General features: G+C 33.6%; 22 protein-coding genes. 9 read left to right on the forward strand and 13 right to left on the reverse strand.

Features of this window, described 5'->3' with window-relative positions; translation table 11 throughout:
* Positions 1-61: 61 nt before the first annotated feature.
* Together ACTJIW_RS20230 and ACTJIW_RS20235 are read left to right on the forward strand one after the other, a co-directional pair.
* The gene (locus ACTJIW_RS20230; RefSeq protein WP_440714728.1) at positions 62-343 is read left to right on the forward strand and encodes a GIY-YIG nuclease family protein; all 282 of its coding nucleotides are present in this window, start codon (positions 62-64) and stop codon (positions 341-343) included.
* A 169-nt stretch (positions 344-512) separates the two neighbouring features.
* Positions 513-839 (forward strand): DUF4870 domain-containing protein, encoded by a 327-nt coding sequence (locus ACTJIW_RS20235; RefSeq protein WP_440714729.1) that lies wholly within the window; start codon positions 513-515, stop codon positions 837-839.
* A 70-nt stretch (positions 840-909) separates the two neighbouring features.
* On the opposite strand, the gene ACTJIW_RS20240 is transcribed toward ACTJIW_RS20235, so the two are convergent.
* A complete protein-coding gene (locus ACTJIW_RS20240; RefSeq protein ID WP_440714730.1) occupies positions 910-1,608 on the reverse strand; it encodes a hypothetical protein in 699 nt (232 codons plus the stop codon).
* A 281-nt stretch (positions 1,609-1,889) separates the two neighbouring features.
* Between ACTJIW_RS20240 and ACTJIW_RS20245 the strand changes: the two genes are divergently transcribed.
* From ACTJIW_RS20245 to ACTJIW_RS20265, 5 genes are all read left to right on the forward strand, one after another.
* Entirely contained in the window at positions 1,890-2,279 is a 390-nt protein-coding gene (locus tag ACTJIW_RS20245; RefSeq protein ID WP_073408219.1) for a helix-turn-helix domain-containing protein, read from the forward strand.
* Positions 2,280-2,559: 280 nt separating this feature from the next.
* Positions 2,560-3,444: a nucleoside triphosphate pyrophosphohydrolase family protein gene (locus ACTJIW_RS20250; protein WP_440714731.1), complete on the forward strand. Its 885-nt coding sequence runs from the start codon at positions 2,560-2,562 to the stop codon at positions 3,442-3,444.
* On the forward strand, positions 3,444-4,433 hold the full coding sequence (locus tag ACTJIW_RS20255; protein WP_440714732.1) for a nucleotide kinase domain-containing protein: 990 nt from the start codon (positions 3,444-3,446) through the stop codon (positions 4,431-4,433). The genes ACTJIW_RS20250 and ACTJIW_RS20255 overlap by 1 nt, the downstream gene beginning before the upstream one ends.
* A 2-nt stretch (positions 4,434-4,435) precedes the next feature.
* The gene (locus tag ACTJIW_RS20260; RefSeq protein WP_440714733.1) at positions 4,436-4,912 is read left to right on the forward strand and encodes a TIR domain-containing protein; all 477 of its coding nucleotides are present in this window, start codon (positions 4,436-4,438) and stop codon (positions 4,910-4,912) included.
* A gap of 11 nt (positions 4,913-4,923) precedes the next feature.
* Entirely contained in the window at positions 4,924-5,532 is a 609-nt protein-coding gene (locus ACTJIW_RS20265) for a hypothetical protein (RefSeq protein WP_440714734.1), read from the forward strand.
* An 84-nt stretch (positions 5,533-5,616) separates the two neighbouring features.
* On the opposite strand, the gene ACTJIW_RS20270 is transcribed toward ACTJIW_RS20265, so the two are convergent.
* Entirely contained in the window at positions 5,617-6,813 is a 1,197-nt protein-coding gene (locus ACTJIW_RS20270) for an aminopeptidase C (protein WP_012023236.1), read from the reverse strand.
* A gap of 244 nt (positions 6,814-7,057) precedes the next feature.
* On the opposite strand from ACTJIW_RS20270, the gene ACTJIW_RS20275 reads away from it, so the two are divergent.
* Positions 7,058-7,855, forward strand: a complete 798-nt coding sequence (locus tag ACTJIW_RS20275; RefSeq protein WP_440714735.1) for a helix-turn-helix transcriptional regulator — start codon at positions 7,058-7,060, stop codon at positions 7,853-7,855.
* A gap of 77 nt (positions 7,856-7,932) precedes the next feature.
* Entirely contained in the window at positions 7,933-8,793 is an 861-nt protein-coding gene (locus ACTJIW_RS20280) for a lysostaphin resistance A-like protein (RefSeq protein ID WP_440714736.1), read from the forward strand.
* 86 nt (positions 8,794-8,879) lie between these two features.
* Here ACTJIW_RS20280 and ACTJIW_RS20285 read toward each other — a convergent pair whose 3' ends face one another.
* From ACTJIW_RS20285 to rnc, 11 genes are all read right to left on the reverse strand, one after another.
* On the reverse strand, positions 8,880-10,067 hold the full coding sequence (locus ACTJIW_RS20285) for a BamA/TamA family outer membrane protein (RefSeq protein WP_440714737.1): 1,188 nt from the start codon (positions 10,065-10,067) through the stop codon (positions 8,880-8,882).
* Between the two features lie 55 nt (positions 10,068-10,122).
* The gene (locus ACTJIW_RS20290; protein ID WP_440714738.1) at positions 10,123-11,097 is read right to left on the reverse strand and encodes a SphA family protein; all 975 of its coding nucleotides are present in this window, start codon (positions 11,095-11,097) and stop codon (positions 10,123-10,125) included.
* 53 nt (positions 11,098-11,150) lie between these two features.
* Positions 11,151-12,344 carry a helix-turn-helix domain-containing protein gene (locus ACTJIW_RS20295; protein WP_149205796.1) on the reverse strand — a complete coding sequence of 398 codons (1,194 nt, stop codon included), beginning with the start codon at positions 12,342-12,344 and terminating at the stop codon, positions 11,151-11,153.
* A 132-nt stretch (positions 12,345-12,476) separates the two neighbouring features.
* Complete coding sequence (locus ACTJIW_RS20300; RefSeq protein ID WP_121362663.1) at positions 12,477-13,055, reverse strand: DUF4136 domain-containing protein; 579 nt, start codon at positions 13,053-13,055, stop codon at positions 12,477-12,479.
* Positions 13,056-13,342: 287 nt separating this feature from the next.
* Positions 13,343-14,740, reverse strand: coding sequence for a DUF2252 domain-containing protein (locus tag ACTJIW_RS20305; protein ID WP_012023229.1), 1,398 nt, complete (start codon positions 14,738-14,740; stop codon positions 13,343-13,345).
* A 99-nt stretch (positions 14,741-14,839) separates the two neighbouring features.
* Positions 14,840-15,655 carry a hypothetical protein gene (locus ACTJIW_RS20310; RefSeq protein WP_012023228.1) on the reverse strand — a complete coding sequence of 272 codons (816 nt, stop codon included), beginning with the start codon at positions 15,653-15,655 and terminating at the stop codon, positions 14,840-14,842.
* Between the two features lie 93 nt (positions 15,656-15,748).
* Positions 15,749-16,765, reverse strand: coding sequence for an HAD family hydrolase (locus ACTJIW_RS20315; RefSeq protein WP_440714739.1), 1,017 nt, complete (start codon positions 16,763-16,765; stop codon positions 15,749-15,751).
* A 66-nt stretch (positions 16,766-16,831) separates the two neighbouring features.
* On the reverse strand, positions 16,832-18,499 hold the full coding sequence (locus tag ACTJIW_RS20320) for an arylsulfatase (protein WP_440714740.1): 1,668 nt from the start codon (positions 18,497-18,499) through the stop codon (positions 16,832-16,834).
* A 446-nt stretch (positions 18,500-18,945) separates the two neighbouring features.
* A complete protein-coding gene (pyk, locus tag ACTJIW_RS20325) occupies positions 18,946-20,379 on the reverse strand; it encodes a pyruvate kinase (RefSeq protein ID WP_012023225.1) in 1,434 nt (477 codons plus the stop codon).
* Between the two features lie 5 nt (positions 20,380-20,384).
* Entirely contained in the window at positions 20,385-20,873 is a 489-nt protein-coding gene (locus ACTJIW_RS20330) for an IPExxxVDY family protein (RefSeq protein WP_012023224.1), read from the reverse strand.
* A gap of 125 nt (positions 20,874-20,998) precedes the next feature.
* The gene (gene rnc, locus ACTJIW_RS20335; protein ID WP_012023223.1) at positions 20,999-21,739 is read right to left on the reverse strand and encodes a ribonuclease III; all 741 of its coding nucleotides are present in this window, start codon (positions 21,737-21,739) and stop codon (positions 20,999-21,001) included.
* Positions 21,740-21,743: the final 4 nt, after the last annotated feature.

Genomic DNA, 21,743 nt, shown 5'->3' on the forward strand with positions numbered 1-21,743 from the left:
GGGGTTGGTTCGAGACCAGAGGGAATCTTATAAAAGAATTTACAAATTTTGAGTAATATTTATGAACGTTGTTTACATTCTTTTTTCTGCCAAATTAAACCGATTTTACATTGGATTTACTTCTGATTTTGATGTGCGAATGGAGTTTCATAAAAACGCCGAATCACATAAGTTTACTGCTAATGCTCAAGATTGGGAATTATTTCTCAAAATAGAATGCGAAAACAAAACACAAGGTCTGGCTATTGAAAAACACATTAAAAAAATGAAAAGCAAAACCTATGTCGAAAATCTTATTAAGTATCCAGATATTGTTTCTAGACTCAAAGAGAAGTACAAATAAAAATCTTAATCAGACTATCAAAACAAAAGAGCATACCTTATGTGTTTCATTTTAGAAAAAACTCCCGTTTAAAAAAGTCTTATTTTAATATATTAAAAACCTATACGGCATAATTAAAGAAGCTGCTGTCTATATTTTTGCGCAAAAATTAAATTTAATATTTGTCAAAATGAACAACAAAACATTAGCGATTGTATCTTATATAACCATAATTGGCTGGTTAGTATCTTTTTTTTCATCAAAAACGCCTAGAAATCCTTTGGTGAAATATCACTTAAAACAAAGCTTTGGATTATGGATTGCAGCAATTATTTACAATATCATTATTCAAATACTTGCTACTATAATTCCTTCCTTAGCTTCAATTTTAAGTTTAGTATCGTTAGTTTTTTTAATCCTTTTAATTATTGGAGCAATTAACGCAAGTAAAGAAAAAGAAACTCCGCTTCCTTTAATTGGCAAACTTTTCGAAAACAAGTTTGGTTTTATCAGCTAATCCTGCTTAAGAAAGATAAAAATAAAAAAGACGATCAAATGATCGTCTTTTTTATTTTTACTATTTTGGTTTAATTTCTCGCCACTTTACTGTGTTTCATCACATCATTGCCAACATTTTTACTTTCAAATAAAAGCATCGCTTCATTAGCCTTATCCATTTGGTTGATTGCTTTTAAAGATTCAACGTATCTAAAGTAATAAACTGCTTCTAAATCTGGATCGAGATTTATTAACTCGGCATAGTATTTTGCCGAGGCTTCGTAATCGCTTTCAAAATAACGCTTGTCTGCGACTTTTTTGAGCATTTCTATAGATTTGTAGCCTTTGTCTAAAACATTGGCGTAGGTGTCTAAAATATCTACCTTAACGAATTTCTCTGTGTATGCGGGAGCCGTAACCTCAACTTCTACGGGCTGAATCTCGACACTGGCATCGGCAATTGCTTTTGGAGGAACAGCGCCTGCAGATCTTACTTTTTTCTTTCTGTATATTGGCGTGACGGTTCTGGTATTATTGGGCCCTAAATCGTTTGTATACACCATATCGAGTTTTGATACTTCGTATTTGGTTGTACGTTTGCCAAAAGGCATATTGATTATTTCTACAACGAGATAAGAATCAATAATAAGATCTTCATCTGATTTATCATCAAACTTTGAAGCTGTTTTTTTAGTTTCTGCATCGATAATGGTATAATTTGTCTGGGCAAAACTACTTATAGAAAAAACACTTGCGATAATAGTAAAATATGCTGCATACCTTTTCATGATGATTTAGATTTTACAATGCATTAAAAACATATAAAATTACTGATTTTGTGTTAGTTATGATTTATTTTAACTATAAACTGCCTGGAAAAACGATAAAGTGTGCCATTTGCTTTTTGAAGAACTGCCAACTGTTTTATAATTTTGGTTTTTAATCGTAAGCTGTGCGAAAAATTGTATTTTTGTGCTTTCATGAAACAACAGAAAATGTATCTCACAAATTCACATTTGTAAATTACAACACCCATACATTTTCACGATTTTTTAAATATCTTTGAATTATGAGCACACTTACAAAACCAAACCATATAGGACGCAAAATAAGCCGTATTCGTGAACTTCGTGATATGAAACAGGAAGCATTGGCGTATGCTTTAGGTATGAGCCAGCAGTCTATTTCGATTATTGAAAACAGTGAAACTGTTGATGAAGAAAAACTTAAAGCAATTGCTGAAGTATTAGGTGTTTCTGCTGAAGGAATTAAAAATTTTTCTGAAGAAGCAGTTTTAAACATTATTGGAAATACAATTAACAATCATGATAATGCTTCATCATTTAATTATGGTTGCACTTTCAATCCTCTTGATAAAGTTGTGGAACTTTATGAGCGTTTGGTTCAGGCAGAAAAGGATAAGGTTGAGTATTTGGAGAAGTTGTATAAAGGAAAATAAAGATTTTATTTTAAGAATATAAAAAAGAGGCGCTTTAAAGCGCCTCTTTTTTATTATATGGATGTGCCACTAGAAATTTATAATAGTGTAAACTTTCACTTTTTTATAGGATTACGGAAAACCATAAAATAACTAAAGATCAACACCTTACATTTGATTAAAAACAAGTATTTATACTTATAGTTAATATAACTTAAAACGCTTTATTTACACAACTATCTGTTGAACAAATCATTACATTGTTTTAACAAATCTAAGTCTAATATTAAAATAAAAAGATATGGAATTTCAAAGTTATCAAGATCAAGCTAGTAAAACAATACAAGAAAGTTCTTTAGATGAAAAACTTTCTTCAATTGTTCCTTTTTTAGGAATTATAGGGGAAATCGGCTCTGTTTTAACTCAATTAAAGATCAAACTGCGAGACGGTAAATCTTATAAAGTTTACAAACAAAAATTAAGCGAAGAACTTGGAGATGTATTGTGGTATTTATCAACAATTGCGACCCAAAATTCATTATCGTTGGATGAAATAGCATTAAAAAATTTAAATAAAATCAATGACCGATTTATGGTCGATGAAGATACAGAATATATAGATTTTGATTCAACTTATCCTGAACATGAACGCTTCCCTGAAGAATTTGAAATTAAATTTATGTCATATGAAGAAAATGGCATCAAGAAATTACAAATTATCGACCAAAGAGATGAAACAGCAATTGGCGACCCTTTAACAGATAATACTTATGAAGATGATGGTTATCGATATCACGATATTTTTCATTATGGTTATTTAGCAATTATGGGATGGTCACCAGTTATACGAAAACTTTTTAAATTAAAAAGAAAGAGCAATGCAGAAATAGATGTAAATGAAGATGGTGCAAGATCACAAATTACTGAGGAGCTAATTTCGTTGTTTATTTATCATCATGCTGTTGATTTAGATTTATTAAAAAATTGCACAACTATTGATTCTGGCATAATTAAGCAGGTTCAAACATTAGTTAAAAACACAGAAGTAAAAGACTGTAGCGGGAAACAATGGGAAAAAGCAATTTTAAACTCATACGAAATTTTCAACAAATTAAGAGAAAATGAAGGAGGAAGAGTTTTAGTTAGTAAAAAGAATCGAAAATTAATCTATTTAGGTAAAAAATAATGAAAAATATTATCATTCTAAATAAAAAATTAAAACCAAAAACATCTACTATTTATGATACATATTGGAAGTTTGCAACTGAAAGACAAAACATATTCTTTAAAAGATTTAAGAACTCTCAATATCCTTGGTCTACAGACTTCATATTAAATGAGTATAAATTCACTAACACATATAGAGCTACCGATAGAGTAAGCCAATATTTAATTAAAAATATAATTTACAAAGGCAATCAAACTCCCTCCGAAGTTTTTTTTCGAATAATCTTATTCAAAATATTTAACAAGATTGAAACTTGGGAATTTCTAGAACATGAATTAAAAGAGATTAGTTGGAAGACATATTCATTTAATAAATATAACAGCATTTTAAGTGAGCTCATGAATAATAAAATTCCTATTTACTCAGCTGCATATATTATGGCATCTGGAAAATCATCTTTTTATGAGATAAAAAAGCATCAGAATCATTTAAAATTATTAGAAATGATGATGAATAATGATATTGTAAATACATTAATGGAAACTGATAATATGGCAACTGGTTATAATATCTTAAAAGAATATCCCACTATAGGAGAATTTTTAGCATATCAATATATAACTGATATTAATTATAGTAACCTTACCAGTTATTCTGAACAAGAATTTACCAAAGCTGGACCTGGCGCAAAAGATGGTATTACTAAATGTTTTTCTTCATTAAGAGAGTATAATTATGAAGATGTTATTAAAATGATGTCGGACATACAGGAATTAGAATTTCAAAGATTAGATCTTGAATTTAACAATTTATGGGGTAGACCTTTACAATTAATTGATATTCAAAATATTTTTTGTGAGGTTGACAAATATTCACGAGTGGCGCATAGTGATATTTTAGGCAAATCTAATCGAACCAGAATAAAGCAGAAATTTAAATTTGAAGAAAAGGAAAAAATTGAGTTGTTTTTTCCTCCAAAATGGAATATTAATCATTTAATTATTTAGTTATGAGCAAAAAGAAAATATTTGTAAGTCATAAAAGCATCAATGATGAGTCTTTTCAAAAACTTAAAGAAATAATATCTAAAGAATTTGATATCGTTGACGATAAAATTGATGGAATAAACAATGAACAAACTAAAGAAGAGGAAGAAGAAATTGAAGGTTTATTAGAAATCAGAATTCGAGAAGCAGAAAAGTTTATTTGTCTTATTGATGAAAATACTTTTGAAGACGAATGGGTGAATTCTGAAATCGAGTATGCTCATCAATGCGGAAAAAGGATTGTTGGAATTTATACTCTTGGAAGCAGTGATAGCATTGAAATACCTGCGAATTATAAAAAATATGGAGGCCCGATACTAAGCTTAAATTCATTAGAAAAATTAGCCGAAATCCTTAGTGGCACAAATATTCCAAACGTAACACCAAATGGCAATCCGAGTCCACCAATACATAAATTTCCACCAAGGGTCAAATGTTAAATTTTTAAATAATGAAATACTATTCATACAAAATAGAACACGATTTCGGTTTAGCACCAAATCCTTTCGGCGGTTATTGTACTTTAGCTGTCTGTAGACCTACTATTAGAGGAAACAAAAATCTTGAAATTGGAGATTGGATAATTGGTACTGGTAGTGCTAAATTAAAAAATCTACATCACCTCATTTATGCAATGAAAGTTGAAGAAAAGTTAACATTTAATGAATATTGGAACGATTCAAGATTTAATTATAAAAAGCCACAAATTAAAGGAAGTTTAGTTCAAATTTATGGAGATAATTTTTATCATCAAGATTCCCTTACACAAGAATGGATTCAAGAAGATTCAGCTCACTCATTCTCAGATGGATCTCCAAATCCTGGACACATAAAAGTTGATACAGATGGTAAATATGTCCTTATTTCGAAAACTTTCTATTACCTAGGAGACAATTCAATTTTGATACCTGAAAACCTCCGTGATATTTGTAGTAATGGAAGAAATATGAAAGGCCCAAGTATTGACTTAAAAAATGCAGGAAATTTTATAAATTGGATACAAGATAAATGCAAATTAGGAATTCAGGGAAATCCCATAAGTTGGAAAGATATAAAATAATAGAATTTTATATTGCATCAAGTTAAAAGCGCTGCAATCCAAAGATCACAGCGCTTTCTTATTTTATTAAAAACTAACTTAAACTTACACCCCTAATTTTTTAGCAATATCAGTTGGGATTCCGCCTTTGTTTACCATTAAGGCAGTAGTTTTATATTTTACGAAATTTTTGGTTACAAACAAGAAACCTTTGTAGTCGTTTGTTTCACCCCAAGAATTTTTTACGATATAATATTCTTTTCCGGTTTGATCTTTTGCAAGACCAATAATATGCATTCCGTGATCGTCTGTAGTTGTGTAGTTGTCAAACGCAGCCTGACGCATTTCTGGAGTAATTTCCGGTTCTGCTTTTGGTCCGTTAAACATATCTGCTTTTTCTTCGGCAGTCATTTCGTCAAATTTCTTTGTTGGCACATACGCTACACCGTTTTTCCAGCTAAAGCTTTTCTCGCTTACGTCTGTTGCCCAGGCTACAGTATAACCTTTTTTCAACGCATTGTCGATAACATCTGTCATGTCGTTTACTTTTACGTTGTAAACCTGATCAAATGACCAGTTGTCCGGCACCATCATTGTTGTTTTTTGGTAGTATGGAGATGTTGTAAACGATGACATTTCGATGTACTCATCTGGATTAATTCCTACTACTTCTTTAGCAAAAGACTGTGGTGTGTAGTTTTTTCCTTTATAAGTAAAGTTTTCCGGCACTTTTCCTAAATAAGAATCGATAACCGCTGCATAGGCTTTTTGCCAGTTTGGTGTTAATTCTCCGTTTGGATTTTTAACTACCGCTGCTAAAACGCCTTCGATAAGTGCTGCCATTTCGGCAAATTTATTTTTATCTGTTCCGTAGTTTAATCCTGTGTAAACTTCTCTAGGAACTGCTCCGTATTTTTTGTACATGTTTGTAACATCATGCAAAGCACCACCGTCGCCCAAAGTAACAGCTCCGTGCATACGAACGTAGTTAATTCCTTTTTCTACATAAACGTTTCTTGCCGAAAAAACCTGAGAAAGCTCAACAGGCTGTTTTCCTAAACGAATCATTTCTGACTCTAAAAATGAGTTTGTAGAATAGCTCCAGCAAGTTCCAGATGAACCCTGATTTTTTACAGATGTAGTTCCTAAGTTAACTACTTCGGTAAATTTAAAAGCTTCTTTACTTTTATCACTTGCATTTAACTTTAATGAATTTACCAAAATGTCTTGTGCAAAACAGCCGCTTACTCCCACTAAAAAAGCAGATGCAGCAAAAACTGATTTCATCGTATTTTTATACATAATATAAAGATTTAAATAGTTGACTAATTTGTCGCCCTTATTATATTTTTGTTACAAAACAATTAAATATTCGGTAAAAAAACTATTATTTAACAGTTAATCTTTATACAATGTTTTTATTATACATTTAAATCTTACAAATTACATAAAAACGACTAATTCAGTAGAATCAAAATAGTTTTGAATTTTTGTTTTAAAATAAATAGTATTTTAGTTCCAGAAATACCACGCAACAGATCCCGAAATGTACGAACTCGAAAAAGAGAAATACTTAGGCAATACCAAAAACAGTTTTGATACTGCGCAGGGAATTGCTGTGGTCGAAACTGAATACCAAAACAAGGTTTACGAAGGCTGGCATTCACACAATAATGCGCACATAACGCTTTTCTTAAAAGGCGGCACGACCGAGAAAAGAAAAAATTTCAGCGAAACGGTTGGCGCGGGATCGCTGTTGTTTTATCACAGCGACGAACTGCATTTAAACCAAAATACGCTTTTTCCTTCCCGAAATATTAATATTGAAATTGAAGAAAACCTCATCAAGGAACTCCAAATCTCTGAAGCTGTTATCGAAAAATCAATTCAAAATGAAGCTTTTACCAAGTTTTTGATTTTAAAGATTTTTAAGGAAACGCTTACCGCCGATACTTTTTCTGCTGATACAATTAAAATGTTGTTCTCTCAGTTATCGAACGCCAATACTCATTTGGATCGATTTGAGAAAAGTCCGTTTTGGGTAAAAAGTTTAAACGAATTATTAAACGACTGCTGGAACGAGAATCCCAATCTTCAGGATTTGGCTTTGGTTTTAAACCTCAACCCTATCACGATTTCAAAGCATTTCCCTAAATATTTTGGATGCACATTGGGCGAATATATGCGCCGTATTAAAATTAATCGGTCGCTTACGCTGATACAATCCAGTGAAAATAATTTAACCGAAATTGCCCTCGAATGCGGATTTGCTGATCAAAGTCATTTTATAAGGACTTTTAAAACGCAAACGGGATTTTTGCCAAAACAGTTTCAAAAATTATAAAGAGGCAAATTTCATTCTATTTTTTGTTTTTAATGCGGGATACTTTTGTCTCATCATAAATCATTAAAATAAATCAAATGGAAACTCTTACCCGAAAACAAAAAATATTCAATTTCCCTATTGTCAAAATTGTTCTTGCGCTGCTTACTTTTATGGCTGTTGTTATTATTGGCCAGCAGATTGCCGTAAAATTACTAGCCTTAACACCACTTGAAAAAGACTACCGAAATCTCTTAAAAGGTCTTTTTGTTTCCTTTTCGTGTGTTTTGAGTTATATTCTTTTCTTTAAGAAATACGATAAAAGAGCCATAACGGAGTTTTCTGCAAAAGGACTTGCCAAAAATCTTACCATTGGAATTTTGATTGGTTTTGTTTTACAGTCCTTTACTATTTTAGTAATGTACCTTAACGGAAATTACAGTGTAGTAAAGATCAACCCTGTTTCGTTTATCCTGATTCCATTTGCCATAATGTTTACCGTTGCCATTATTGAAGAGATATTGGTTCGCGGCATTATTTTTAGAATTGTAGAAGAAAAACTAGGAAGTTATATTTCTCTTACGATTTCTTCTGTACTATTTGGTGTTTTTCATCTGGCGAATCCTCACGGCACATTAATTTCCGGAATATGTATCACAACTGCAGGTTTTATGCTGGGAGCTGCTTTTATTTACAGCCGTAATTTGTGGTTTCCAATTGCTTTGCATTTTGCATGGAATTTTACACAGTCGGGAATTTTTGGAGCGATAACATCCGGAAACGAAAAAACAAGCAGTTTATTAGAAGCCAAAATACACGGTCCTGAATTTATAACAGGAGGAGAATTTGGTCCCGAAGGATCAATACAAGCAATTGTATTCTGTGTATTAGGAACCGTTTTACTATTGGCTTTGAGCCAAAAACAAAATAAAATCATTCCGCCTTACTGGAAAAAATAATTCTTTACCGCCAGTAAAGCAAGTACACGAATTATATTGAATTCTCGATAAACAATTATCGGGAATTTAATTTTCAAAATAAACAATTATCTCATCCAATTACTGCCAAATACAATATAATAGGCCCAGTCTTCATTTCCTCTTGCAACATCGATACCCATGCGGAGTTTAAATTTTCGAGCGAGTAAATATCGAAATCCTGTTCCGTAACTGTACACGACTGGTTTAGCAAAAGCCTGATCCCAATCGTTAAAAGCACTTGCCAGTCCGCCGTAACCCATAAGACTCCATCTTCGGTACAAATCCCATCGCAATTCGGCTTCGGTAACAATACTGGTTTTTCCCTGATAACGTGCGGCGGGAATTCCTCTTAAATTAATTCCGGGTCTTAAATAAAATGGCGGACTCCCAAACGCCTGCTCTCCTTCTACCCTAAGCCCGCCAATTAATTTTTTTGTTAATGGATAATATCCTATTGCCGATAAATTGACACGCCAGGCATCGTAATCGCTCCCAATGGCATCATCAGACCAAAAGAAATCTGACTGAAGCCGTATTCCTTTGTCTGGTGTAAATATATTGTCACGTCCGTCAAATTGAATAGCTCCTCCAAATTGACTTACTGTACTTTTAATATCGCCCGGTTTTACAAATGGCGGCGGGAGGTTAATATCTGGGAGTTTAATTTTAGAATTTAAAAATAAATACTGTACTCCGGCACTCCATTTTGCATTTCTAAATTGTTTGAGCCATTGTGTATAAAAAATCGTCGATTTAAAATTAAGTTTAAATTCCTGATCGCTTCCGTTGGGCAGATTGTTTTCATAAAATGACAAATTCATGTCGCCATAACCTGCCATAACACGGTATAAAATTTTGGGTTTTACTAAAGTGGCAGAACGAAATCCTCCTGCCATCCAGCTTTTGTTTCCGGTATACATTCCAATTCCCCCGGTTATATCCGGATTTATAAATCGTTTTTTACCATTTTCGTCTACAACAGGCGGACGTTTTTTTAGAAATAAAGGTACAACTGCACCTCCAATATTTCCTAAAGCCGGCTCTGTAATAATGGTTGGCACAACAATAAAACCGTGTGCATAAATAATATAATCGCTTAAATCGAAAGCGCCGTCGAGCGAATCTTTTACACTTATATGCTGTTTCTGTGCAATGGCGGCTTGAAAAGAAAAAAGAAAAAAAACAGCAACGAAAACCATTTGCTGCAAAAGTTTTCTGTTTTTTATAGAAGAATCTGAATGTATATTTCTCATTTAAGTCAATTTAAAATTTATCGTATTCATTAAAAAACATCAACCCAACTTTTGCTTATCCTTTCTTTTCTTTTGCTAAGCTAAATATGTGTGCCAGTGTGAGGAAAAAAGTACTTCCCTGAAAACGGCTTTCGGCTCCAAATTCTGAAACCCATCTTAAACCTGCAGAAGTCATACAGCCAATATGAAGATAATTAACCTCAGCGCCGAGTCCGCCAATTTGGTCTTTGTCTGGTTCCAGCACAAAATTGCCCGCCGGAATTTTATCGTTAGATACTTTGTATTGGAAATAATAAATTAACCCTGCATTTAAAATAGATTTTGGTGCTGTTTTTTCGGCATTAAGTATATAAAAGGTTTTACCAAGTCCGCCTTCTACACTTAAAATATCCCCGGTTTTTATATCAGTATCTTTCTTTTTGCTATTGATTTCATACGATGCCAAAGCAGAGAAATGAAACGTTTTTTTATCATTAAAGAACAAAGTTGTTCCTGCAGAAAATTCGTTTATAAACATTCCTAAACCGGCATTATCTGAAGCTCCTGCCGTAAATCTTCCGGTTGGGAGATACATTTGATAGCTGAAAACAAAATCGGCTCTTTTGTTATGCCAGCCCAATTGTACAGGCTGTACATACATGTCTGTAAAAGCAAGCGAGTTTTTAGAATCGATTGTGTTTCCCTGAATTGTATTTGAGGCAAAGGCGACTAAAATTGTGGCTCCGTAATTGGCTCCTAAAATTTTAAAATCGCTTACATAATTGGCTCCTGCACCTGTTAAAAACATGGTTATATCTGGATTTGCAATCGATTTGTCTCCGTTGGCATCCCGCAAAGAAGATGCATCGTATAAATAACCCGGCACATAAACACTTAGTGTATTGGCTGGCGTCTGCGTTCCTGACTGAAGCCCCATCGCCCCCAGAATATGACCGCCTTTAAGCTGGGCATTTACCAGAAAACAAACGAAAAAAAAGAATAATAGGAATATAGATTTTAGGTTTTGTCTTTGCTTTATTATCGCTTTCATGGTTTCTGTTTTAAAATTAATTACACTTCAAAACCAGTCTTAACAAACTATTTTCAGTTTGTAGATTGTTTAAGGAAGTAGGAATTTGTTTTTTCAGGACTAATCCTGATTATTTTGAAGTATTCTGAAGGAGATTTTCCGGTATGTTTTATAAAAGCTCTAAAACAGGTTGTTCTGGATTTAAAACCAGAAGCCCATGCCATTCCTTCGAGTGATAAATCTTTCCAGTCTGCATCGTTTATTTTTTCTTTAAAATATTCGATTCGCTTTAGATTTATATAATCCTGAAAATGCAAATTAAATTCTGAATTAATTAAATTAGAAAGATTATTTACGGTAATTCCGGTTTCTTCTGAAATGTCGCGAATCACGAGATCTTTCTTTAAAAAGAGTTTTTTTGAATCAAATATGCTCTCTAGTTTAGACAGGTATAATTCTTTTTTTTCAGGAGTTAATTCTTTGACCATCGGGAGTGAATTTTTAGTTTCTTTCGATGTAAAAATTTCTAAGTTTTCTTCTATAATTTTAAACTCATCAATTTCATGCGGATCATAAAATATCTGCGGTTTAAAATAAAGCCAGCATACCGTAAAAAGGAGCACCGACGAAATCAAAACATAACAGGAATAATCTATGCGGTCGACTTTGTTCATTAAAAAGAAGTGGACAAAAAGTGTAGAAAACAAAAACAGAATCATTAAATTATAAACTCTGATCCAGTTTAAAATTTTTATTTTTTGAAAATGATTTTCCTTGAACTTTTTTAAATCATAATTTAAAATCATCATAGTCTGGCAAAAAGCATATAAGAGCCAAACACTCAGACTGAATATAGAAAACGGACTTTTTATTTTTACAGAAAGGTATTCAACAGAATAAAAGTTTGTGAAGTTTCCAATCCAAACAACAATTGTAAGCGAGAAATAAATTAAGAATGGCAGAAAATGAAGCCAGTCGTAATTTTTAAAAGCTGAATAGGGAAACAACACACTCCGAACGTACAAAAATGCGCACGGGGCAACAAGAAATATAAACGATTTTGTGATCATGATAAGATCTGGGAAATCTTTAAAATCGTGTGCCGACAAATAAAAATTGTAAATACTTACGACTGCAAGGCTAAACAAAAATAGTCCTAAGAAAAAACTCTTAGTATAGTTTTTCTTTGAAAAAAGAACCATAAATGAAGTAGCAAATCCAACGATTGTAGCTATAAAAAAGAAAAGCGAAAGTACTATATCCTGCATAATTTTGATCTTAAATTATAAATAGATATCCTGTTCTTTTGAAGAAATCAAAAGAAAATAAGGTGTTTTTATAAGTGCTGCACTTTTTCCAGTTTGAGAAAAAGTACAGCTGTTTTTTATAAAAACTTTACATTATTTTTTTTCTGCTCCGGGAGGAAAACCGGCTAAGATTTTTTTGATAGAGTTATTAATAAATTCCTCCGGATTGTCTGGCTTGCTGTCGATTTCAGCATTACCAATTCCCTGCCACACTAGTTTTTGAGATTTTGTAGAAACAATATCAATTACAAGTGAGCCGTCAACATAATCGTATGTATTAAATGTTGTATTAGCGCCGCCCATCATGGCACCGCCTCCCCAATATCCGTATGGTCGATACATACCGCCGTAACCGTAGAAATTGGTATCGGCAGATACTGAAGTTTTATTTTTTAAGATTGAAACTGCATTTACTTTTAAATCCGGATTGTCACTTTCTTTAAATCCTTTGGCGATCATTTCTGCACGAATGGCATTAGTAACACGGTCTACATTTAACTGATTTACCTGACCCTGTTGTGCTTTTAAATCGTAGACTGCAAAGGTTTTATATTCACCAAAATTTGCTGCATGATCGTAATCAGTTGTCACTCTTACAGTTGGAGAACAGCTGTAAATTAAACCCAAAAACAGTATTGGGATAATGCGAAGATTTGTTCTTTTGATATTCATCTTGTAGAATTTAAATTATTGATTAATTGGCTTAACTCGAAATTATTAATTCTGAAAATCTTGAATGAACGATAAAAGGCTTCGAAAATGCGTTATCAAAACACAAAGAACTATATTACAGGCTTTTACAAAACACTCAAAGATAAATCATTTATTTTAATTAGCATCATACATTGTGTAAATTTCTTACTTATTTATTTTTAGGCTTTTTTCTTTCATTTCAAATAAAACAGCAGATTCTTTTTTACTTTGCAGACCTACATGATGTATTTTTTAATTACTAAAATTTATATTTCTGCAGCAATTGGCAGTCTGCCTTCTTTTACTGCTTTAACCATTTTATTATAATCTGATTCGTTTTGGTCTGCATATAAAAGAGAAAATTTCGAAATTGAATTAGCAAATTCATTACTGTCTCCTATATATCCGGAAAGCATAGAAGGATCGCCAGAACGTGCGTGTGCTCTTGCAAGTGCCCATCCGCAGGCTTTGGCATAATCTATCATGTTTTCTTCTTTCATAATTTCAAGAACCGGTTTTACCTTGGCATCTCTAAGCTGACGGATATAGAAAAATCGGCCTTTATCGTCATTTGTCCATCCTAAAAACATATCTGAGGCTGACTGCATTAACTTTTGTCCTATTACAATTCTTTCGCCTTGATGCGTGTATTTAGCTTTGACTTTTACATGTTGTTCCAAAACGCTTTTTCTTGCCTCTTTAAACTGCAGAAAGATAGGTTCTCCTGTTGCCGACATTAACAAACTAATACCGCAGAGTGTGCCAACACTTCCTACACCTACTACTTTTATGGCAAAATCATGCATCGAATACCGGCTTAATAAAACCTGTTTGTCTTCTGGAAGTGATTTTAAATATCGTTTATGAACTATCTCTGCTTCTTTTAAAATTTGATCTTCTTCGTTTCCGGAGGGATGATAAATCAACGGCGGTTCGTCTTTAATTCTTGCCCGCACACCATCGCGATACGTCATCTTTGCAAACTCTTTTTCATGTGCTGTATATTCTGCGGCTTTTTTTATTCTTTTTTGATGAAACTCTTTTATCTCTTCATCTTTTCCTAATTCTATTAATTCTGCCAGATCTATATCGGCATACCAAATTTGCAGTGCCGATAATTTACTATAATCCAGCATATGTCTTTTGTAACTGTCTGCAACATTCCAGGCAAATTCTTTACAGTTTTTTTTAGAAAATTTTCTCCATTTTCCGGCAATAACAAAACTTGCCGCTAATCGTTTTACATCCCATTCCCAAGGTCCCGGAAAAGTTTCATCAAAATCATTAATATCAAAAACCAGTTTGCGTTCTGGCGTTGCAAATCCTCCAAAATTCATTAAATGACAATCACCGCAGAGTTGTAAATCTATTCCTGTATTGGGCGTCTGCTCAAGATCTGCTGTCATAATTGCGGCGGCTCCGCGAAAGAATGCGAAAGGCGATTCCATCATTCTGGTATATCGGATAGGCAGTAAACTTTCGATTCTTCCTATACTGGTTCTTATTAAAATGTCTACAGGATCTTCGCGATTTTCTGACGGCACATATTGCTGATGAGAGGAGCGGGGCACAATTTTTCTAATCGCTCTGCCTTTTTCATAGCGTTCTGTTTTTGATGCCGTTGGATCAAATAAAATCTCGTTGTTATCCGTTTTTTCGGTCATAGGAATGATTTATTTTACTTCTGTCACGTCTCTAATTTTCCATGGAATATGTCATATCTTTAATTAAGATGTGAGTTCCTATTTTTTTATTAGACGGTTTTAAGATCCCGGAAATACAAATGCTACAACAGCTCTTAGACCCCAATCAGGTTTTATAGATTGATGTCCTACAATTGGAATTAACGGCATCACAGCAAATTGCATTGTCTGACTGCCTAATTTTGTAATTGCGCCAACATTTGGACTAAGCGTAATAAGTGTTGTGTTTCCCTGCCAGTTTTGTGTAATTTCTGAACTGACCCCTAAACTTGCACCGCTTTTATAACTATGTGTTAGAAATATCTGAGTGTAAAATTGATTGAAATCAGCGCGATCTGATGCTCCTGCTACTGACCAAATTTGATTGGCTAAAAAACCTATAGATAGTCCTTTTCCCTGATGCATAACCAAAACACTTGGCCCAATTCCAAATTTTTCTGTTCCTAAAAGTTTTTCTGTAGCGGTTGGTACTAAAAAGGCCGGACCAGCCCCAAAGATGATTCCTTTTGTTTTAGGAGCAAAAAAGGCTGTTATTGTTGCATCGCTTAAACCAAACTCGTGCGTGTTTGCTCCCGTTACATCCTGCTGATCTACAACCGGGAGAATATAGCGAGTAATTAAGTTGAGATTCTCACTCAATTTAAATGGAACAACAGGTTGTATATTAATCTGATATTTTATTCCATTGTATGGACCAATCCCGTAAGTAAGATTATTTTGCAGCGGGACACTAATTAAACTTGCGACCGGATTAGCCAGTTTATCTGCCAGTTCCTGTGCGCTTGCTCCTGTTTTTGGCGGTGCATCTTGTGCACAAACATTAAATGACAATATAAAAAAAGCCGTACTGAGAAATAATATCGTAATTCGTTTCATAGTAATTCATTTAAGAAATCATTCATCGCAAAATCAAAATGAAACAACTTTTGGCCAGCAAAAGCTGTCTCATTAATCTTAACTAATTCAAAATTATTTATCTGCAAACACCTTTTTCCAATCGTCTTTTATGCTTACTACATGCCACTTGTTTTTTGCGGCTGTACTTAAGGATAAATTATCTTTTTCCTGGTAACTGTATTCTCTAATAGAATCGTTGTGGTTTATAAGCAGCTGAAATGATTGATATTTATTTCCCTGCGAATATTTGAGCATGGCAATGTCTCCGGCTCCGCCTTCGTTGCCGCAGGCAAAAACAGGACGCTGACCAATATGCAGTTGTATGCCTACAGGTTTTCCTTCTTTATCATTAAAATGATCTAAAGCCGGTTCTCGTTGTACTGCATTTTTCGCATCATCGTATTTGTATTTGAAAGAAGTACCTACAATCTGATCTTTTGGAATCCCGTAAAAATCCTGAGATATTGCTCTCACGACTTCTATTGTTCCTCCGGTTACGATATAGGTTTTAAACCCATTTGAGCGAAGATAATTTAACAGTTCCAGCTGAGGCTGATAACGTATTTGTTTTACGGGAACATTTTTTCCCGGATATTTTGCATCCTTAAAAAATGCATTAACCGACGTTTCAAATTCATCTTCTGTCGTTCCGGTATGTGTTGCACCAACAAGCTGTATAAGTGCTTTGTCTCCGCCTTTTTCAAAGTAAGTTTTGTCTTTTTCGATCACGGCTTTAAAAGGCTGCTTTTGTGCCAATGCGGGATTAGCTTCAACCATTTTTTTTACCTGATAAAAAGCAAATAATTCCTGAACATACGGTTTTTCGGCCCATAATGTTCCGTCGTTATCAAAAGTGGCGATTCTGTCTTCTATGGGAATAAAATCCGGGCTGCCTTTTTTGGTTACTTTTTCTACATAAGAAATAATATCTTCTTTTAAAGGTCCGTTATTCCAGCTTGGCAGCGGATCGCCTGCTATAACCGCAGAACTGTCTTTTGGATTAACACTTACCGCTTCTTCTGATTTGTTTTTACAGGAAAAAAGAAAAAAAGGCAACAGTGCTAATACATATATTTTTTTATGTATCATGGTGTCGATTTTTAATTTATAGAGCTTGAAACAGGGGGATTCAAGCTCTATTAAAATTATATTTCTTTATTTTTTCTTTTTCGTTTCTGCTTCTTCTTCTTTTAATTTAGGCATCACATTTTTTTCAATATATTTTTGTGCCTTAATTGCTTTCATCTCTTCTTCCATAATGGTATAAGCAGAAAAACTTGGCGGAATTGATCTTGGCGGGTATTCCTTAAAGGTTTCTGCAAACGTAACAACATCTTGAATGGCTCCGTACATTAACTGTACATGATTCATCTGCCAGTCCCAAAATGTATTTGAAGTAATATCAGCTCTTTCAAAAGGATCTTGGTATAGATTAAATATTTTTTGCAAACGCAGTTTAGTAAAAGGTTCTGCCCAAACTCCCATTGTACCGCCTAGACGCTGTTCTGCGAAAACATATTTATAGTCTCCTTCTCTTAAACCAACTAAAAGCCCGTCATCATCTGTGTAAAAGAATTTATCTCTGGCACTTTTTTGCGTTTTACCTCGCAAGAAATTACTTTGATCAAAACCGTCTAAATGTACTTTATAGGTTTTTCCATTAGCATTATATCCTTTCAAAAGTTTATTTGTAATATCAGGTTCTCCTGCAATTGAGGCAAAGGTTGGGATCCAGTCATTATGACTCATCAACTCAGTTGTAACAGTTCCAGGTTTAATTACACCCGGCCAGCGTACAATACATGGTACACGGAAAGCTCCATCCCAGTTGGTGTTTTTTTCAGAACGGAAAGGTGTCATGGCTCCATCTGGCCATGTATTCATGTGTGGTCCGTTATCTGTAGAATACACTACAATTGTATTATCAGCAATTCCTAAATCGTCTAATGCTTTTAAAATACTTCCTATTGTTTCATCGTGTTCGATCATACCGTCGATATATTCACTGTCTCCGTGTGTGTATCTTCCTCTGTGTTCTGCTCTAACGTGTGTACGCAAGTGCATACGTGTAGCATTGAACCAGCAGAAAAATGGTTTGCCCGCTGCATTTTGTCTTTTTATAAAATCGATAGCCGCTGCAGATGTTTCATCATCTACTGTTTCCATTCTTTTTTTAGTAAGAGGTCCTGTATCTTCAATTCTTTGTTTTCCAATTTTCCCAAAACGAGGATCAACTGTACCGTCATCTGTATTTGTAGCTGTACATTTTAATACTCCTCTTGGTCCGAATTTTTTCAGGTATTCTGGATCTTTAGGATAATCTGGTAATTCTGGCTCTTCTTCAGCATTTAAATGATACAGATTTCCAAAAAATTCGTCAAAACCATTTACCGTTGGCAAATTTTCATTACGATCTCCTACGTGGTTTTTACCAAACTGACCTGTTACATATCCTAAACTTTTCATGATACCGCCTATAGAAGGATCTAATTGACTCATACCCATTGGCGCACCAGGGAAACCTACTTTTGTAAGCCCGGTTCTAAGACCGTGCTGTCCTGTTAAAAAAGCAGCACGCCCAGCTGTACAGCTTTGTTCTCCGTAATAATGAAGAAAACGTAAACCTTCATTGGCTAAACGATCTATATTAGGAGTTGTATATCCCATAAGTCCGTCACTGTAGGCACTAATATTTGTAGTTCCAATATCATCACCCCATAATACTAGAATGTTGATTTTTTTATTCTGAGCTTTCACCTGAACAATTGTGAAGCATACTAATGCAAAGAGCATTAAGGCATTTCTAAGTTTACTTTGTTTCATGGTAATAAGATTTGTTAATAAATTCGTTGTATAATGGTTTTTTATGTAATCGAACTAATTTTTTCTATTAACATTTTATAGAAAATAACCTATACTAAAAAAGCAGCTTGTTAAGCATTTCACTGTTGGATAAATAAGGGGGAATTTCAACAGTAATTTTTTTAACGTTTTGTTAAGGATCTCAAAATTAAAAAATAAAAAACCTAACAACCTTGTTTTTAAGACACTACATTGTTGCAAATTATAACTTGCAACATCAAAAAGGCGTTATTCTGCCCTAAAACATTTTATTTTATGGTTTGGAGCATCAGGTAAAAAACAAGAGTTTGGATTTTTTGTTTAGAAAGTTTAAACTGAAACAATTTTCACTCAGGGTATAAAAGCAAAAAAGCCACCCGATTTACCGGATGGCTTTTTAAAAGTATATTTAGGATCTTTTACAGAAACTATTCTATCTCAGAAACTCTCATGGTGTTAACCATTCCTTTATCTTTAATTGGCATTGCAGCAAGGTTGATTAAATAATCTCCTTTTTGTGCATAACCTTTTTCAATTGCAATTTGATTTACATCAGTTACAGTATCGTCTGTACTTTCTTCATTATCATAGTAGAAAGATTTAACTCCCCATAATAAATTCAATTGCGTTAAGATTCTTCTGTTTGAAGTAAATACTAAAATATGAGCCGTTGAAGGTCTCCAAGCCGAAATTTGGAAAGCTGTATAACCGCTGTTTGTTAAAGTACAAATTGCTTTAGCTTCGATTTCATTTGCTAATAAAGCTGCCTGGTGGCAAACTGTTTTAGTAACAAAACGTTTAGTTTTAATTTGTGGTGTATTTTGAGGTACTTGAATAAGCGGAGAGTTTTCTACAGCTTCGCAAATTTGCGCCATTCTTTGAATTACTTGTACTGGGTAGTTTCCTGTTGCAGTTTCTCCAGACAACATTACTGCATCTGCTCCGTCCATTACTGAGTTTGCAACGTCGTTTACTTCTGCCCTTGTTGGAGTTAAACTTGTAATCATTGTTTCCATCATTTGTGTAGCAACGATAACAGGAATTCTAGCTGTTTTAGCTCTTCTGATCAAATCTTTTTGTACCAATGGAACTTCGTGAGCAGGAAGCTCAACACCAAGATCTCCACGAGCCACCATTAAACCATCGCAATATGCTACAATTTTATCCATGTTCTCTAGAGCTTCCGGCATTTCAATTTTAGCAATAATTGGAATTTTATATTCTGAATGCTTAGCGATTAATTCTTGTAAATCTTGTAAATCACGTGGTGTTTTCACGAATGAAAGTGCGATCCAGTCTACTTTTTGTTCAATTGCAAAAATTGCATCTGCAATATCTTTTTCTGTTAAAGCTGGTAAAGAAATTTTTGTGTTTGGAAGATTAACCCCTTTTTTAGATTTTAATTCGCCGCCCTGAATAACTTTAGCTACAACTTCTGTTTTTTTATCTGTAGAAACAATTTCGAAAATAAGTTTACCATCATCAAGCAAAATACGCTCTCCAACATTTACATCATTTGGAAAATTTTGATATTTCATGAATGCTTTTTTTGCATTTCCGATAATATCTTCGGCAGTTGTAAAAGTGATTTCGTCTCCATCGTGTACAACAGTACCTTCTTCCATTACACCAACTCTAAGTTTTGGTCCTTGCAAATCTCCTAGGATTGCAGTTGTGTAACCAAACTCTTCGTTTAATCCTCTAATGATGTCAATTTTTTCTTTTACTCCTTCGTAATCTGCATGCGAAAAATTGATTCTAAACACATTAACCCCTGCATCAATCATATCTTTAATGATCTCTCTTGTACTACAGGCAGGCCCAAGTGTAGCAACAATTTTGGTTTTCTTATTTGTTAACATTTTTTTTAAAAAATTAGATTGTTTTTTGATTTTATTTTATTGGTATCTACAGCATATATTGCTGCGATACTTTCTATTGAATTTAGTTTTTGCTGAATTTCTGAAAAATCAACAGCCTCTTCGCTGTTATCGATTTTCAGGAAAAAATCTACTTTTTTGAATTCAGGAAGTAAATGAATTGTTGTAGAAACCTCACTTGTTTCATTAGAAAACAAATTCTGGAAATCATTTGTACTCACAGAAATGATCTCATTTTTATTCTGAATCAAATTCCATGATACAGCTTTCTCAGAATCATAATAATAAAATCTCGAAAAATTTGCCTCACCTTCTTTCGTCTGAGCATGGATCTCGTTTTTGCTCTTACTTAAGTTAATCGGAAGGTTCTTATTGATAAAATAGGCCAATCTATAATCTTCTAATGAAGTATGAATTGCCATTAAATAATAATCAATTTCGTCAAATTCATCTAAATCCAATCTATGAATAGCCATGTCATGAAAAATCAAGTTGTAAATATACTATTTCTAACGGAGCATCAATAGTTATAAGCAGCTTGTTTTTATTAATTTATAAACGAAAACGATTTAGCGTTAAGAAAACTACAGCATTTTTGTAATTATTTCTTGTCAATTTTTTCCTGAAATGCAAAATAGGCTCTTTGCGAAGCTTTTTCTTCTGCTTTCTTTTTTGAAGTTGCCCGCGCTCTTGCGACCACTTTATCGTCTATACTTAATTTGACACCAAACAAACGCTGTCCGTCGATGCCATTATCTTCAAAAATGTCGTAGTGAAAGATTCTCTTTTCTTTCTGACACCATTCGATAACTAAACTTTTATAACTAATTACTTTTCCTTCGAGCCTCGCAATATCAACATAAGGCGTAATTACTCTTTTTTGAATAAATCTTTCGCAGTACGAATACCCTTTATCTAAATATATAGCTCCAATAAGCGATTCGAAAATATTACCATGAATGTTTTCTCCAAAATGCTGTACCGGTACTTTGCTCTCTACAAAACGCACTAAATTCAAATCTTTGCCAAGTTCATTTAAATGTTCGCGGCTCACGATTTTTGAACGCATTTTTGTTAAATAACCTTCGTCTCCATTTGGCGCCTTATTAAACAAATGTGCAGCAATTACAGCACTTAACATTGCATCTCCTAAAAATTCAAGTCTTTCGTAATTTATAGGATGTCCAGCTTCATCTAATTTATTTGATGATCTATGTGTAAAGGCTTTTTTATAAAATTCGATATTTATAGGCTGAAAACCAAGAATTTTCTGAATAGTGTCAAAAAAAATCCCGTCTTCTAGAGAACGGGATTTAGAAAATATTTTTTTGATAATATTCATATCC

Origin of the sequence: Flavobacterium sp. 22659, from assembly GCF_052044235.1 — a bacterium.
Lineage (GTDB): Bacteria > Bacteroidota > Bacteroidia > Flavobacteriales > Flavobacteriaceae > Flavobacterium > Flavobacterium johnsoniae.